The sequence below is a fragment of the Aminiphilus circumscriptus DSM 16581 genome (assembly GCF_000526375.1).
Classification (GTDB): Bacteria; Synergistota; Synergistia; order Synergistales; family Aminiphilaceae; genus Aminiphilus; species Aminiphilus circumscriptus.
Window position 1 is genome coordinate 67,479 of sequence record NZ_JAFY01000005.1, and the last position, 14,673, is coordinate 82,151.

General features: G+C 58.2%; 16 protein-coding genes. 2 read left to right on the forward strand and 14 right to left on the reverse strand.

Going from position 1 to position 14,673, the window contains the following annotated elements; translation table 11 throughout:
- Position 1 precedes the first annotated feature (1 nt).
- The 12 genes from thpR to K349_RS0107450 form a co-directional block, all read right to left on the reverse strand.
- On the reverse strand, positions 2-586 hold the full coding sequence (gene thpR, locus K349_RS0107390) for an RNA 2',3'-cyclic phosphodiesterase (RefSeq protein ID WP_029165221.1): 585 nt from the start codon (positions 584-586) through the stop codon (positions 2-4).
- 2 nt (positions 587-588) lie between these two features.
- Entirely contained in the window at positions 589-1,803 is a 1,215-nt protein-coding gene (locus K349_RS0107395) for a nicotinamide-nucleotide amidohydrolase family protein (protein ID WP_029165222.1), read from the reverse strand.
- An 11-nt stretch (positions 1,804-1,814) separates the two neighbouring features.
- Entirely contained in the window at positions 1,815-2,285 is a 471-nt protein-coding gene (locus K349_RS0107400) for a phosphatidylglycerophosphatase A family protein (RefSeq protein ID WP_029165223.1), read from the reverse strand.
- Positions 2,282-3,574: a 30S ribosomal protein S12 methylthiotransferase RimO gene (gene rimO, locus K349_RS0107405; protein WP_029165224.1), complete on the reverse strand. Its 1,293-nt coding sequence runs from the start codon at positions 3,572-3,574 to the stop codon at positions 2,282-2,284. Before rimO ends, K349_RS0107400 begins: the two co-directional genes overlap by 4 nt.
- Positions 3,575-3,608: 34 nt before the next feature.
- Complete coding sequence (locus tag K349_RS0107410) at positions 3,609-4,577, reverse strand: helix-turn-helix domain-containing protein (protein WP_029165225.1); 969 nt, start codon at positions 4,575-4,577, stop codon at positions 3,609-3,611.
- Positions 4,570-5,268 carry a ribulose-phosphate 3-epimerase gene (rpe, locus tag K349_RS0107415; protein WP_034265232.1) on the reverse strand — a complete coding sequence of 233 codons (699 nt, stop codon included), beginning with the start codon at positions 5,266-5,268 and terminating at the stop codon, positions 4,570-4,572. Before rpe ends, K349_RS0107410 begins: the two co-directional genes overlap by 8 nt.
- The gene (locus K349_RS0107420; RefSeq protein WP_029165227.1) at positions 5,265-6,371 is read right to left on the reverse strand and encodes a PASTA domain-containing protein; all 1,107 of its coding nucleotides are present in this window, start codon (positions 6,369-6,371) and stop codon (positions 5,265-5,267) included. Before K349_RS0107420 ends, rpe begins: the two co-directional genes overlap by 4 nt.
- Before the next feature lie 115 nt (positions 6,372-6,486).
- On the reverse strand, positions 6,487-7,806 hold the full coding sequence (locus K349_RS0107430) for an RsmB/NOP family class I SAM-dependent RNA methyltransferase (RefSeq protein ID WP_029165228.1): 1,320 nt from the start codon (positions 7,804-7,806) through the stop codon (positions 6,487-6,489).
- Positions 7,806-8,501: a DUF6391 domain-containing protein gene (locus tag K349_RS0107435; RefSeq protein WP_034265347.1), complete on the reverse strand. Its 696-nt coding sequence runs from the start codon at positions 8,499-8,501 to the stop codon at positions 7,806-7,808. Before K349_RS0107435 ends, K349_RS0107430 begins: the two co-directional genes overlap by 1 nt.
- A gap of 140 nt (positions 8,502-8,641) precedes the next feature.
- On the reverse strand, positions 8,642-9,340 hold the full coding sequence (locus K349_RS0107440) for a zinc metallopeptidase (RefSeq protein ID WP_029165230.1): 699 nt from the start codon (positions 9,338-9,340) through the stop codon (positions 8,642-8,644).
- Between the two features lie 124 nt (positions 9,341-9,464).
- Complete coding sequence (locus K349_RS0107445; RefSeq protein ID WP_029165231.1) at positions 9,465-10,601, reverse strand: DegT/DnrJ/EryC1/StrS family aminotransferase; 1,137 nt, start codon at positions 10,599-10,601, stop codon at positions 9,465-9,467.
- Between the two features lie 200 nt (positions 10,602-10,801).
- Complete coding sequence (locus tag K349_RS0107450; RefSeq protein WP_029165232.1) at positions 10,802-11,482, reverse strand: GntR family transcriptional regulator; 681 nt, start codon at positions 11,480-11,482, stop codon at positions 10,802-10,804.
- A gap of 164 nt (positions 11,483-11,646) precedes the next feature.
- Here K349_RS0107450 and K349_RS18670 point away from each other — a divergent pair, with 164 nt between their 5' ends.
- Positions 11,647-11,862 (forward strand): hypothetical protein, encoded by a 216-nt coding sequence (locus K349_RS18670; protein WP_029165233.1) that lies wholly within the window; start codon positions 11,647-11,649, stop codon positions 11,860-11,862.
- Here K349_RS18670 and K349_RS17970 read toward each other — a convergent pair.
- Together K349_RS17970 and K349_RS0107465 are read right to left on the reverse strand one after the other, a co-directional pair.
- Positions 11,814-12,380 (reverse strand): citrate lyase holo-[acyl-carrier protein] synthase, encoded by a 567-nt coding sequence (locus K349_RS17970; protein ID WP_029165234.1) that lies wholly within the window; start codon positions 12,378-12,380, stop codon positions 11,814-11,816. The genes K349_RS18670 and K349_RS17970 overlap by 49 nt on opposite strands.
- A complete protein-coding gene (locus tag K349_RS0107465; RefSeq protein WP_029165235.1) occupies positions 12,377-13,735 on the reverse strand; it encodes an aminotransferase-like domain-containing protein in 1,359 nt (452 codons plus the stop codon). The genes K349_RS17970 and K349_RS0107465 overlap by 4 nt, the downstream gene beginning before the upstream one ends.
- A gap of 95 nt (positions 13,736-13,830) precedes the next feature.
- Here K349_RS0107465 and K349_RS0107470 point away from each other — a divergent pair, with 95 nt between their 5' ends.
- A complete protein-coding gene (locus K349_RS0107470) occupies positions 13,831-14,673 on the forward strand; it encodes an HAD family hydrolase (protein ID WP_029165236.1) in 843 nt (280 codons plus the stop codon).

A 14,673-nucleotide genomic window follows, 5' to 3' on the forward strand; every position in this document is an offset into this window, starting at 1 on the left:
CCTACGACGAGGGTAAAAGCGTCTGCTCGCTGATGGATGTATACACGGGACCCGTCGGTCGCAGATCGCTTTGCATAACCACAAGCGTGTTCCCGATCCATTCGACGCCATGAAGTGGATTCGACGAGAGAGATTCAAAAAGGGAAATGCTGCAGTCTCCTGGTTCTCTGGCTCTCGCAAGTGTCAGATGTGGCAGGAAACGCCGTTTTTCCCGGGGGATACCTTTCGTTTCCGCCACGCCCTCAACAAGCCGTTGGAGCTTTTCCAAAAGAACCACATCTCCCCCAATCCGAAGGCAAAGAACGCGAGGATCCCGCAAATGGGGCAACATCTCTACATTCTCGAGCCTGAGGGCGATTGCGGGGATTTTTTCTTCCTGTAGCGTTCTCCTCAGCGTTTCGCAGTAGTCGCAGAGGAGCGGATAAGGAAGGGCTCCGAGAAATTTGAGTGTCACGTGAAGCGCCTCGGGGCGTACCCATTTCAATGAAGGGGCCGTGTTCTTCAGCTCGCGTATCCATGCGGCAATCCTTTTCTGCAGATCATGCTGCAAGGGGAGGCACACAAAACTGCGAAGAAGCTCGTCCATGGTCATTTCTCCTTGACGCGACGCCACAACCACTCCAACGCCAGCGCTGTTGTCCTGGCGCGCACGAAGAAGCGATCTCCGAAAAGACGATGGAGTGTCGCTTCGGATCCTTTTTCGTCCGCGATGCCGATCCACACAGTTCCCACGGGTTTACGCGGCGAGCCTCCCGAAGGTCCCGCAATGCCGGTGACAGCCACGGCCATGTCACCTTTGCACACAGTCCTTGCCCCTTCTGCCATGGCGAGAACACACCGTTCGCTCACGGCTCCGTCCTCGCGGAGAATGGCTTCCGAAACCTCCAGGAGCCGCATCTTCATATCGTCGGCATAGCAGACAACACCACCCTTGAACACGGCGGAACACCCTGGTACGTCGGTGATTCTGGACGCGACGAGACCCCCTGTGCAGGATTCGGCAGTGGCAAACGTCACACCTCTTGCTTCCGCGGCACGCACAAGCGCCTCCTCAAGAGTCGACACTCCTGGTGGAAGGCAGTCGCAGGGCAACAGGTGACGCATTGTTTTCTCACCGGAGAGGACAGCCGCTTCTTCGCCTCTGAGCACGACGGTCACGCCTTCCGGGGATGGCAAAATGGAAACCGCCAGGGAAGAATCCGCAAGAAGCGGGGAAATGCGCGAGGCGAGAACCGTCTCTCCCATTCCGACCACGCGGATCTTCGTGGAGACTGTCGCCCCCTTCTCCAGAGAGGAAAATGTTTCATCCGCCATGGCCCGAAATTCCCAGGGCACTCCCGGAAGCGACAGAACCCTTGTACCGGAATGATCGAAGCAGATTCCCAACGCGGTTCCGAGAGGGTTGAAGATCGCTTCAGCGGAGGCGGGAATAGCCCCCTGCGAGAAACGCAATTCCTCGACGCGGCTCTTTCGTTCGAGATCTCCCTCGTACCGCTTGATCACCTCGTCGAAAAGAGGGGTCGGAAGCAGCTCCGCTTCCAGGAAAGTCGCCAAGGCGTTCCGGGTTTTGTCGTCATGGGTAGGACCGAGACCTCCGGAGAACACGAGAAGCTCCACAGATCCTATCCAGCGGTGACAAGCATTCACGATCGCCTTCACGTCGTCGGCGATGATCTCCATTCCCGCGATTTCCCATCCCAGAGCAGTAAGTTTTTCCGCAGCATAGCGGCAATTCTCCTCCCGACCGATTCCCCGGAGCAATTCATCACCAACGGCGACGAGAGCGGCTCTCCTGCGAAACATCACGGCACGGCTCATCCGAAGAACGAGGCGAAACCGCCCCGGAGGAACAGCCACAGGAATCCGTGGAGAATCAGGTTTGCACCGACTCCGGCGGCGATGTCATCCGCCATGATTCCCACGCCTCCGGGAAGTCTTTCCAGAGTACAGACCGGAAAAGGTTTCACAATGTCCAACACGCGAAAAAGGAACAGCGCCCCAAGAGCGTTCGCGGGAGCATGGCCGAACATGGCGATCCATGTTCCCACCACTTCGTCGACCACGACCTCCGGAGGATCGGGATTTTCCGTGCGGCGTGCATGAACATCGGAAGCTATACCGCCGACCACGGCGACCACCGCGATCGCCCACAGCGGAATCGGGACGAGAAGCGCAGCGAGAAAAGCCGCCACGGAACCCACCGTTCCAGGCATCGCCGTGAGGCGCCCCAGTCCCCCCAGTGTGGCCAGGGGTGTACACCATGCGTTACCCAAACTACTACTCATCGCGCAAGAGCCTCCCCTATCATGTCATGCTCCGTTACCTCGGTAATACGAACGGGAATGACCGTTCCAGGCAGAAGCATTCCGGCGCAACCGGCAACTTCGATTCCACCGTCCACTTCCGGAGCTTCACGGAACGAACGTCCCCAAGCGACGCCAGCGGCGGCGTCGTATTCCTCAACGAGGACCTCGAGTGTACGACCTTCGAAACGGAGCTGCCTTTCATAGGAAATATCCTCCTGAAGCCGCATAAGGCGGTCCAACCGCCCCTTCGCGATTTCCGCGGGAACCTGCTGCCCCAAAGACGCTGCGGGGGTTCCTTCCTCGTTGGAAAAGACGAACCCTCCCAGGCGGTCGAACCGAATTTCTTCGATAAAGCGCAGGAGATTCGAAAAAGCCTTCTCGTCCTCTCCCGGAAATCCCACCATGACGGTGGTGCGAAGGGTGAAATCGGGGTCCAACTCTCTCGCATAAAGAAGGCTCCTGGCAAAGACCGATCCCTCGCCCCTTCTGTTCATTGCGGAGAGGATGCGGGCATCCGCGTGCTGCACCGGAATATCCGCGTAGGGAAGAACCTGGGGAAAAGCCCGTAGGGCATCCCAGAAACGGCAATCGACCCGATCGGGATGGAGATAGAGCAGGCGGAGCCAGAGATGCGACGGTAAAGAGCGGGAAAGATCCGCCAAAAGAGGAAGCAGGGCGTTTTCACCGAAATCGGCACCGTACATGGTGAGATCCTGCGCCACTAGGCAGATTTCGCGAGCTCCCGCTTCCACAAGGCGCTCTGCTTCGGTAATTACCTCGGCAGGCGGAAGGCTTCTCAGGGGGCCTCGAATGGATGGAATCGTGCAATAACTACAGCGGTTGTCACACCCCTCGGCGATTTTCAGGTAACGCGACCAGGAAGAGATGCCGGGGAAGAGGGCACGACACGGATCGGCTGACGAAGGCACGCCGAGAAACGATTTGAGGGATTCCCACGCCTCAACGCCACCCCAAAAATCAACCAGGGGAAGCTCCTGACGAAGCTCTTTTTCATACCGTTCCACCAAACAGCCGAGGACTCCGATCTTCTTGATGGCCCCCTGATTTTTCAATTGTTCCAGGTCGAGGAGAACATCCACTCCCTCCTCGACGGCGGACGCGATAAAACCGCAGGTGTTCACGAGAACCATCTCCGCAGCGGAGACATCGTCGACGAGACAGTGTCCGCCCTCCCGGACAATGCCGGCGAAGCGCTCGCTGTCCACCTGATTTTTCGCACATCCGAGACTTAAAAGGTGGATTTTCATGCGCCGGATGCTTTCCGACCAAAGCGCTCCATGGTCATCGCATCTCCCCCTGGGGAGTAAAGCGAATCGTTCGGGGCTTGCCTGTTCCATCCGAAGCAGGAAGGCTCTTTCCCTGCCATGTGATCGTCACCACTGCAGGATTCCCCAACCGGACACTCGTTTCGGCGGACACGGAGAACTCCTTCGAGTCCCCCTTCTGCATCGTTCCTGTATAAAGGATCCGTTCTCCCTGGCGAACCTGTACCCAGCAGGCTCCTGCAGTCGCAACGCGAAGAAGATCCGTCGGCTCCTCCTGCGGTTGGGGGGTTGCCTGAGCCATCTCGTGAAGCCAGGGGAAATCGACACTTTTCACACCAGCGGCTCCCTCCGAGACAGGAGGAACTTCATCGGAGAGGGGCAGCAACACCTGCAGCGCATCGGGCGAAAGGTCCGGGCTCGGGAACATTTCGGAAAGCACTCGCGCCACTTCTGCGGGAGAAATTTCTGGGCTCGTCGTTCCAGTGCCGCCAACAACCTCCGGAAGGGATTCCGGAGTCTCTTCTTCCGGAATGTGGGGGGGAACCACCACCGCAGAGGGAGCTGTGCGCTCCGCGACACTGCGCCGTATCGTATCCCACTGACTCCAGGCAAATGCCACCGCCGCGATGACAAGCAACACGAGAAGAATGTAGGCACCCCTTCGGGTGACACGACGAAAGCCTTTCGTGGCGGTGGAATACGTACCCAATGCATGCGTGACGTTCGTCGCACCCGAAAGCGGGATTGCCCTCTCAAATGCGGGCCACAGGTCCTCCGCGTCAAGAAAGGACAGGTAAGATTTGACGAAACCGCGCACGTAGACTGCCGCTGGCAGGTCCTCCAAGCGTCCCTCTTCAATGGCGGAAAGGATGTGTTCTCTCACGCGCGTGTGCAAAGAAACCTCCGAGAGGGAAATGCCCTTTGCCAGCCTCATTTCCCGTGCTCTGGCGCCAAGCTCTCCAAAGGACACGTGTCCCTCATCCACGGTTCAACCCCCTCCTTCCCGCTTCCAGCAAAGCCTTCGCCGCCAGTTCCGGATGTGGCATACCGAACACGGAGTTCCCCGCCACGAGAACGTCACACCCGCTTTTCACGAGGCACTCCGCGTTCTCCGCGGAAACGCCGCCGTCAACCTCGATGAGAAACCGAAGCCCCTGCACCTCGCGGAAACGATGAAGCGCCTCGATTTTCGGCACAACTTCCGGCAGAAAGGATTGTCCTCCAAAACCCGGATTTACGGACATAACGAGCACTAAATCCACCAGATGAAGCACCGGGTACAGAAATTCCACCGGCGTTCCCGGATTGAGCGTGACACCCGGATGAACCCCCAATTCCCGAACGGATTGAAGGAGGCGATGAATGTGAGGCGTGGCCTCCACATGCACAGTGAGAACATCAGCCCCCTGAGTCGCGAAGGGAACGAAAAAGGATTCCGGAGAAACCACCATGAGGTGCACATCCATCGGCACTTCCGGGTAGGTACGTCGCAACGCCCCCAGAAACGCCGGACCAAAAGAGAGGTTCGGCACAAAATGTCCGTCCATGATATCCAGGTGAAGCCAGTGATGCGCTCCATTCAGTGCATCAATATGAGCACGTATCCCGAGTGGATCCGCCGCAAGCAAAGAAGGTGCGAGGAGAGGCCGGCGCTCCCTGGTTTGGAACAGATTCATCGATACCTGTCCTGCCACACGAAATCGCCTCCGAGGTAGATCGTCACCGCTGCTTCGCTTTGATAGGGCTCGTTGAGAGTGATGTATTCGCCGCCTTTGACTTCCTTTTTCAAGATCTGTCTCGTCCCCTTGACATCCACAATCTCGATGCGCAATTCCAGAGGCTTCGTCAAGGGAGGCACCTGATACCGTATTTTGGCCAGTTTCTTCACATCCTCGGGAGATGTCTGCGGTGGCGTCTGGGGGACCGGCGTCGGGCGAGCCGGTTCATTTCCCTGGGGCAACGGCTGGGAGGGTTGTTCCACCACGACGGTCTGCTGTCCCGGCTTTTGCTGTCCAGGGATTGTCACCGCTCCGGGAGCGGTGACTTCCTGTGAAGGCGTCTCCTTGGGTTTCTGGGCGGAGGCAACGATAATCTCCACTCGCGTTCCTTGGCTCACGGTTTTCCCAGCTGCGGGTTCCATGCGCATCACCACACCGGGAGGTGTGGTCTGCGTATAAAGATACCGCACAGTCCCAAGCTTGAGTCCCGAACCTTCGAGAAGACGCTTCGCCTCGGCTTCGCTCCGTCCCGCCAAATCCGGAACAACGGCGGTTCCGGCCTTGGCACCGCCAAGGCTCACGAGGAGATCCACTCGCGTCTCTCGGGGAACCGCTGCGGGAGCGGCAGGACTTTGAGCGACGATCACGCCGGGCGGCACCTGCGGGTTGGAGATCCGGATCACATCTCCCGCGGTGAATCCCTCTTCCTGCAGCGCTCTGAGGGCTTGCTCATATTCCATACCCCGGACGTCGGGAAGGGGAAAGCGCTGCCCGCCTTTGCTGACTTTGAGGATAAGGACTTTCCCGTTCTTCACAAGCGTCCCCGCGGTAGGCCATTGCGACAGCACCAGTCCGGACTTCTTGAGCGAATCGACCTGATCCACGCGCACGACCAATCCCATGCGCTGGGCGACATCCACCGCTTCGATGATGGACATTCCCTCCAAGGAAGGAACGGAAACCTCCTTACCTCCCCAAAAAACAGCGTAGACGGTGAACACTCCCGATCCCAAAACTACAAGAAACACGAGAAACAAGGTCAACGTGACTATTTTTTTCATGATTTTTTCGCTTCCTCCCCTTCCCGACCGCATTCCTCCGGAAGGCTGTCATTCCCGCATCCCTCACACGCCTCTTTTCCATTAAGAACGTGGTTCGTCATGCAAACACGGCTCGTCACTCCCGCTTTTTGAGCACACAGACATAAAAACCGTCAAGCCAGGGAAGAAGAGGCCATAACACCGCACCCCAAGGACGTCCCTTCTGGAAGGGTTTCCCTCCGGCAAAGGGTATGTCCACCACATTCCGGAAACGGCTCAGGGCATCCGCCACCACTTGTTCGTTTTCCTCCCGAAAGAGACTGCACGTAACGTACACTACATAGCCTCCCGGGGCAACCATCCGAACGGCTTTGGACAAAAGTTCCTTCTGAAGCTCCGCACAGAGAGACACATGCCTCTCCGAAAGTCGCCATTTCCCTTCCGGATGGCGTCCCCAGGTTCCGCTTCCCGTACACGGCGCGTCAAGGAGGACCATGCCCGGAGGCTCCTCCGGTTCGAGGACCAGGGCATCACCATGGGAAAGGCGTATCCTCTCCGAAAAGCCGAGACGCCTCATCTCCCTTTCGTGAGCCCTTGCCTTGCCTAGGGACAACTCCCATGCCTCGATTCTGGCTTCCGGCAGAAGTTGCGCCAACAGAGCCGTCTTACCGCCTCTTCCGGCACACATGTCAAGAACGCCCCGTCCCGCCTCCCAGAAAGAAGCGACAATCTTGCCGACAAGCATGGCGGATTCGCTTTGCAGGGAAACCCTTCCCGCAGCGAAACCGGGGAGCGCTGGAGGATGAAGCGTCGACGCCGTTCTCACACCGAAAGGAAGGAGCGGCGAAGGCCAGGCGCGAACACCGCAACACCGCAACTCCTCCAGATAGGCCGTGCGCTCCCCTTCGGAGGCAAGACGCAGGGAAGCAAAATTTTTCATAGCGAGAAGGCGGATCAGTCTTTTTGCCTGGGCCCCGCCGATTTCCCGCTCCCAAAGAGATGCCGCCCACTGGGGAATACCTCGGAAGAGCGCAAATTCCTTGAGGGTGGCACTCGATTTCAGATCTTCCATCAATGCAGGCGCCGTTTCCACGACCCCACGCAACACGGCATTGACGAAATTCGCCGCACCGTGTCCTCTGCGTCGCTTCATCTCCGACACGAGCGCGCTCACAAGCACTGCGGGTGCAAACGTCCGAAGCGAACAGAGACCTGCCGTTCCAAGAAGAAGGGCGGCTCGTTCATCCTTTCCCAGTTCCGCGAGAGGGCGTCTTACAAGTTTCTCCAGGAGATGCTCCCAGAGGGTTTTTCGCCGGAGCGCCTCGTATACGAGCGTCGTCGCAAGAGTCCGCTCCGTTCCCACAACATCCGCCGTCACTGCACGAAGTTTTTCCGACGCGAAAGCGCCTTTCTCTACTTCTTCCCAGACGAGAAGCGCCGCCTCGACACCCCGCATCAGAACAGGATCTCCGGTTCGCGAACGTCCCCGCGCTGGCGCGTGGCAATAAAAAGTTCCTCGGGAAGCACAAAGCGCATTCGCATGGAGTGCACAACCCTGTTCCCCCTGATCTCGATGCCCGCAATCTCCAGTCGCTCCACATCCACCGCCGTAGTCATGTATTTCTGCACAAACATTCCTGCCGCGGGGCCGATCAACTGAGCGAGAAAAAGAAGCAGCACGATGGAGAGAAAAGTGACGTGTCCCGACAGGACGAGAAGAAGAAGAAACAGGAGCGATGCAAGGGTATTCGTCACGATGATGGTTGTTCCGCACTTCCGGTGAAGCGCAAGGTGCACCTCTCCGTCACGCAGTCGACGAAGCGCCTGTCGAGCCGCCTCAATCACGACAGCAGGATCCAGAATGCCCCCCCTCAGGGAAAATCCATCGTCGCTGGCAAGTCCGGAAATGTTCAGGGGGCCGAAGCGTTCCTCCAGGACGTTTACCGTAGCATGTTCCAGTGCATGGTTGCGACGAACCGCCCTGTTCGTGAGAACACGAAAGATCCTCCGAGGGCCCTCGACAAGCCAGAAAAAGGAGTTCGCCGCAAAACCGAGTGGCAGGAGAAGCAGAAACAAGAACAGAAAGAAGAGGAGAAGCACAAGCCCTACCCACGGTAAAAGCAACAGGAAGAACCCGAAAATCAACAGCATGGAATGCACGGCAAGGGATCTCCTTTCTTGTCGGTCTCTGAATAATGAAAAACGGGGTGGCCAGCCACCCCATTATATAACGGTCTCGAGCATCCTCTTACAAAAGATTTTCCCGTTTCGGAACCGGTGTTGCATTTGTGTCAATCGTCTCGTCCGCCCACCATGCCACGAAGCAGAACCAGGCGGAGAAGTTGTGCGGCCGCCATCACCGTGGCCGCCACATAGGTCAGGGCAGCAGCGTTCAGTACCGCACGAGCGCCGCCGATTTCGTCGGGGGCCAGAATCTGTGTTTCGCTCAAAAGGCGCAGGGCCTTCGAGCTGGCGTCGAACTCCACCGGGAGCGTCACCAGATGAAAGACCACCACGCCGAGAAACACGAGGATGCCTACGTTCATGAGCGCCGGCGCTCTCATGATGAGCCCGATGAAGAAGAGGGGAAAGGCAAGACCCGATCCGATGTTCGCCACGGGAACGATGGCATTCCGCAGACGAAGCGGAGCATAGGCCTTCAAGTCCTGCACTGCATGTCCAACCTCGTGAGCCGCAACGCCGATAGCGGCAATACTGGTACTGTTGTAGACACTCTGGGAGAGGGAGAGGGATTTGGCCCTGGGGTCGTAATGGTCCGTCAGCTCTCCCGGAACCATGCCCACGGGAACACCCGAAAGGCCGAAACGATCGAGAAGAATCCGTGCCACCTGTCCTGCGGTGAGATTTCGTCGAGAAGCGACCTGGCTGTACCGGTGAAACGCCCCTTTCACCTTCATCTGTGCCCATATAGCCAGGAAAAGCGCCGGAAGAAGAAGGAGAAACGTGGAATCGAAGAAAAAGGGAAACATGGATATCACCTCCATAACGGGATCCAGAGAAAAGCGTCCTGCTTTCAATGCATACTACCGATGCGGACAATCATCCGCATCGGTAGTATATCCGAAAACAGCAAAAAGGACAAGATTGGTCAGTTTAGAGGTGATAAAACTCCGCGATGGTCGCGACGACCCACTCCTGTTCCTCTGCGGTGAGTTCCGGGAAGATGGGGAGAGCCAGGACATCCCGCGTCAACGCTTCTGCCACGGGCATGTCTCCCTCGCCGTAGCCGAGGAAGGCAAAACAGGGCTGCAGGTGGAGACAGAGCGGATAGTAGACCCGGGCGGCAATGCCCTTTTCGCCGAGGAATGCCAGAAGAGCATCCCGTCGCTCCGCCCGCACCACATACTGGTGATAGATATGATAGTTTTCCTTCATCTCTTCCGGAGGCGCGATGCGGTCGAGAAGCCCCGCCTCGGCGAAAAGGAGCCTGTAGCGCTCCGCCACCTGTCGCCGCTCCTCGTTCCAGGCGGAAACGTGGCGCAGACGGACCCGAAGAATGGCCGCCTGTATGGCGTCCAGGCGGCTGTTGAGCCCCATTTCCTTATGAAAGTAGGTACTGTCCGCGCCGTGCACGCGGAGGCGACGAAGACGTTCCGCACAGTCGCTACGGACGGTGGTGACCATGCCGCCATCACCGTAGCACCCGAGATTCTTCGTCGGGAAGAAGGAAAAACATCCCATATCGCCCACAGCACCGGAACGGAGCGGTTTCCCTTCAATATTCCGCCATGCGCCGAAGGATTGAGCACAATCCTCCACGAGAGCGATGTTTCGCTCTTCGAGAGGTTTTCGAAGCTCCTCCAGGGGAACCATCTGCCCAAAAAGATGGACGGGAATGACCGCTTTCGTCCGGGGAGTCACCTTTTCAAGGATCAGATCCGGGCGAATGTTGTACGTGCGGGGGTCCACGTCCGCGAAAACCGGGCGTGCCCCTGTGCGGACGATACAGCTTACCGTGGCGAAGAAGCTGAAAGGAGTGGTGATCACCTCGTCCCCCTCGCCGATCCCCAGCGTCATGAGGGCGAGAAGCAGCGCATCCGATCCCGACGCACATCCCACGGCGGAGGGAACCCCCAGATACTGCTCCACCTCCTCCTCCAGAGCCTTCACCTCAGGCCCCAGAATGAAATGCTGACTTTCAAGAACTTTCGCCAGAGCCTCGGTGATCTCATCCTTCACGCGAGCGTAATTCCTTTTCAGATCAAGCGTCGGCAGCGTTCGTGCACCCATGGAGGGCGCCCCCTTTCTCCTGTGGTGATGTGACTTCCGGAAAAGCTCCTTCGGTTTTTGAACCGGCAACGCTTCTTCGAACCCGCTAATATCTTCCCCGAGAAGACGCAAAGCGTGGCCTCCGAAAAAAAGGAGGCGCACCCCCCGAAGAGGCGCACCTCTCTGCATGTTTTTCATATCCAGTCAAGCGAGAACGACGCTCACTCCGTCTCCTTCTTCTGGGTGGCTTCCTCTTCGGGGCGACGGAGATCCTGCATGGAAAGCGCCAGGTGTTCCCGCATGAGCGCCACGGCCTTTTCTTCGTCCCGGAGACGTAACGCGTTCACGATGGCCCGGTGTTCGGCGATGCTGGGATTTGTCTCGATGTCATAGAAGGGGTCGTAGAAAACGATGTATACGTTGGTTCTCGCCAGAATGTTCTCCACATAGTCCGCCAAGACTCTGTTTCCGCTGGCCTCGGCGATGATCCGATGAAACGATTCGTTGACCTCGAGGTACAGTTCCAGGTTCTTCTCCTCGAAGGCGCGCTCTTCCGCGATGACGGTCTCCTCAAGGCGGCGGAGATGGCGATCCGAAAGACGTCCCACGGCAAGTCTGATCGCCAGAGATTCCAGCTGTTCGCGAACCACATAGGCGTCTTCGATCTCCCGCCTGCTCGGAGAAGCCAAACGGGCACCGCTGTTGGGAATGACAAGGACGAGTCCTTCACTGGCCAGCCGCCGCAGCGCCTCTCGCACGGGAGTCCGACTGACCCCCATCTGAACGGCGATATTGACCTCGGGAAGCCGCTGCCCCGGCTTGAGCTGCTTCGTGATGATCCGGTGGCGCAGTTCCTGGTATACATAATCGGCGGATGTAGTATATAATCTGGGTTCTCTCACGTCAGTGCCTCCTCGTCTTCGGGCCTGCTCTTAACTGCATAACTTTTGTGCATGTTTCCCAAACGCGCTGATTGTATCACCACCTGTCAGTGCACACAACTCTTTCCCCGAATGATGAAACACTTGCCTCGTGAGGAAAAAGAAAAACTTCTGGAGGGAATCTCATGCGTTTCGCCGTTTTGCTTTTTTCTCTCGGGTCGATCGTGGGATACGCCAAGGCTGTGGCTGGATTGGGGGGGTATTTTTTCGGAAAAGGGCGCCCGGATCTCATTATTCTGGGTATTCTTTGCGGCACACTGAGCGCCGGAATCGCCCTCTTGCTCTGGAAACGTTATCTCGTTGACGCGGGTACGGCGGAAAACCCTCCAAAAGAGCGCTGAACACTCTCCCCGTTGTCGCGGATCCGTGCCAGCAGCACCCGTACAGTCTCTCGGAGAACATGCATGGAATGGGTACCCCGCCGGGCACAACTTTTCGCATCATCCTCGCAAAGAAGACAACGCCTCGGAGGAAGCCCGAATTCCCTTCGGGACAAGGGGCCCTGAGGAACCACCACATCCGCGTCGAGAATCCTCCCCCAGGAAAGGCTCTCCTCCAGAAAAACGCAAAGCCGTTTGAGCGCATTCCCGTCAACTTCGCACAAGGCCATGCAAAGCGCGAGCCCCGCTCCATTTTCCAGCAGGCAACGGGCCAAAAAGCCCGCGCCGTCCGGGAGTGCCCTCCGAAACAACGTATAGGTGCGCAGAAGACACGACAAATCGCCCTCCATGCGTTTCGGATACCCGGGGATGTTCAGCGCCAACTGCACGATGACGGAAGCACCTCGTTCGAACAGACTTTCCTGGAGAAATCTCCGCTCGTCCCGGCCATCGAGGACGGAATGCACAATGACGTTCATGCGCCCAGCCTCCGGATCGCCGCGAGAATCTCCACGGCTTCCCGGATCCCCTTCGGTCCCTCGCAGCTCACGGAAAGACGGAGGGCCTCCACGGCATCGTCCTCGGGAAAGGTGAACACCCCTCCCGAGGCGACGAGAACCCCCTTCCGCCGCGCCGCCGCGGCAAGTTTCGAACCAGTGGTTCCAGGCGTGTGCAGCCAGAGATAAATGCCTCCCATGGGTTGCTCGAAATGCCATTCGGGGAGCATTCTTCGCAACTCTTCCGCCAAATGACGCATCCGCTGCGCCATGAGCGTCCGTGCGGCGGAGAGCGATTCTTCCAGATGGCCTTCCTCGATAAACCCGCGGACGAGATGCTGCACGAGAGACGAGGTCGCTCCCGAAATCTGCTCCTTCGCCGCACAAAAAGACGCCAGAATTTCCCGGGGGACGAGCACGTACCCCAAGCGTAATCCCGGAAAAAGAAGTTGGCTGAACGACCCGAGATAGAGAATCCGCTCCCCTTCCGCCATCGCCTTGAGAGCGGGAACGCTCGTCTCGCCGTAGCGGAGTTCTCCGTAGGCATCGTCTTCGATAATCCAAAACCGCCGTTCCACTGCAGCGGCAAGCACTTGTTCCCGAAGACGCAAGGAAAGAGTTCTTCCCGTGGGGTTCTGAAAACTGGGAATGAGATAGAGAACTTCCCCTTGGCGAACCCGCGTCAGGGCCTCGCCGAGAAATCGTTCCTCCATGGGCAGCAATCCCACGCCGATTCCGAGAGATCTGGCCAGGCCGAAAATCCGGGGATACGTAAAGCGCTCGACCCAGATTTTCCGGACACCCTGCGCGGCGAGGGTAGCCACGGCAAGATACAGTCCTTCCTGTGCTCCGGAGACCACCACCACGTCCTCCCACCTTGCGGGAATTCCTCTCGCCGCAGCATGGCGCACAAGAGCATGCCGAAGCCCCGTATCCCCCACAAGCGGACTTCCCAGAAGAACGTCCTCTCCGGAGGCGGCAAAAAGATCTCTGCTGAGCTTGCCGATCTGCCCTCCCGGAATGAGGCTGGGCGAAGGCAATCCCGAGGCCATATCGACATGTGGAAGAAACTCTTCTCGGGATGCACACGCACCGGACAGAGGGATCACGAAAGCACCGCTTCGACCCTCGATACGAAGCATCCCCTCGGATTCGAGGAGTGCATAGGCCTGCTCGACCGTAACGCGGCTCACGCCCAGGAATCTTGCGAGGGAACGCGCTCCAGGAAGGCGATGTCCCCCGGGAAAGGCACCGTGAGTGATCATGCGACTCAGGTGCGAGGCGATCTGGCGATACAGAGCTTGCGAGGATTCCCGATCCAGCGGAATTTCGATCATATATACATTCCCTCTCCGATCTGGTACCCTTCTTGCCGCCGGAGGCAAAGACACCTCTTGCCGGAAAACAATATCAACACAGAGGAGTCGGTCCCATGTATTCCCGAACCGTACCGGACAGCTTCATCTTCGACGTGGATGGCGTCCTCATCGATGTCCGTCGTTCCTATCCGGAAGTGATCCGCGAAGGTATCCGTCTCGGATGGCATCACCTGCTCGGCAGAAAGGACGCTCCTTCTTCACCCTTCTGCGACGAACATTTGCGCATCACCAAACGCCATCCTGGATTCAACGACGATTATGATATCGCCTGGGCTTTTCTGGCCGCCGCAGCCTCCTCGGGGAAAACATCTCTCGACGAGGCATCTCCCTCTCCGAAGGACTGGGAACGTACTCTCGACAGCTGTCCCCGGGACAAGGACATCGCATCCTGGGTCGTTGCCTCCTTCGGAGAGATCCCTTCCAGAGAAGAAACGAGACGCCTCTGCGAAGAACTCTACTTCGGCTCCGACTACGAGTGGATCCGGAAGGCGAGCCCCCGCTACGCCCGAGGGACAGGGCTATGGCGCAGCGAGACGCCCGAACTCTCCCTGCACTGGTCGTCTCTGCCCCTCCCCTGTGGCATCTACACGGGGCGCCCCAGGGACGAACTGGCTCTCGCGCTGGAAAAACTGGGCTGGAAGGACTTTCCTCCCCACCTGTGCATCACTCCCGAGGACGGCATCCTCAAACCATCTCCGGAAGGACTGCGCCTCCTGGCGGAACGAATGAAATCCCTTTTTCCGCTCTATTTTGGAGATGCCCAAAGCGACCTGGAAGCACAGCGCCGGTTCGGGAGGGGCCTCTTTGTCGCCATCGGCGACGTACTGACAAACCATTCCCCCCGCAGGAACTCCCTGCGGGAAGCGCTGAACGAGCTGGATGAACTCTGTCCGTAG

What these genes read in the sequence shown, in the direction of transcription:
- thpR (WP_029165221.1), bottom strand. Translation starts at nt 586, where the DNA reads ATGGACGAGCTTCTTCGCAGTTTTGTGTGCCTCCCCTTGCAGCATGAT.
- K349_RS0107395 (WP_029165222.1), bottom strand. Translation starts at nt 1,803, where the DNA reads ATGTTTCGCAGGAGAGCCGCTCTCGTCGCCGTTGGTGATGAATTGCTC.
- K349_RS0107400 (WP_029165223.1), bottom strand. Translation starts at nt 2,285, where the DNA reads ATGAGTAGTAGTTTGGGTAACGCATGGTGTACACCCCTGGCCACACTG.
- rimO (WP_029165224.1), bottom strand. Translation starts at nt 3,574, where the DNA reads ATGAAAATCCACCTTTTAAGTCTCGGATGTGCGAAAAATCAGGTGGAC.
- rpe (WP_034265232.1), bottom strand. Translation starts at nt 5,268, where the DNA reads ATGAATCTGTTCCAAACCAGGGAGCGCCGGCCTCTCCTCGCACCTTCT.
- K349_RS0107420 (WP_029165227.1), bottom strand. Translation starts at nt 6,371, where the DNA reads ATGAAAAAAATAGTCACGTTGACCTTGTTTCTCGTGTTTCTTGTAGTT.
- K349_RS0107430 (WP_029165228.1), bottom strand. Translation starts at nt 7,806, where the DNA reads ATGCGGGGTGTCGAGGCGGCGCTTCTCGTCTGGGAAGAAGTAGAGAAA.
- K349_RS0107435 (WP_034265347.1), bottom strand. Translation starts at nt 8,501, where the DNA reads ATGCTGTTGATTTTCGGGTTCTTCCTGTTGCTTTTACCGTGGGTAGGG.
- K349_RS0107440 (WP_029165230.1), bottom strand. Translation starts at nt 9,340, where the DNA reads ATGTTTCCCTTTTTCTTCGATTCCACGTTTCTCCTTCTTCTTCCGGCG.
- K349_RS0107445 (WP_029165231.1), bottom strand. Translation starts at nt 10,601, where the DNA reads ATGGGTGCACGAACGCTGCCGACGCTTGATCTGAAAAGGAATTACGCT.
- K349_RS18670 (WP_029165233.1), top strand. Translation starts at nt 11,647, where the DNA reads ATGCGTTTCGCCGTTTTGCTTTTTTCTCTCGGGTCGATCGTGGGATAC.
- K349_RS17970 (WP_029165234.1), bottom strand. Translation starts at nt 12,380, where the DNA reads ATGAACGTCATTGTGCATTCCGTCCTCGATGGCCGGGACGAGCGGAGA.
- K349_RS0107465 (WP_029165235.1), bottom strand. Translation starts at nt 13,735, where the DNA reads ATGATCGAAATTCCGCTGGATCGGGAATCCTCGCAAGCTCTGTATCGC.
- K349_RS0107470 (WP_029165236.1), top strand. Translation starts at nt 13,831, where the DNA reads ATGTATTCCCGAACCGTACCGGACAGCTTCATCTTCGACGTGGATGGC.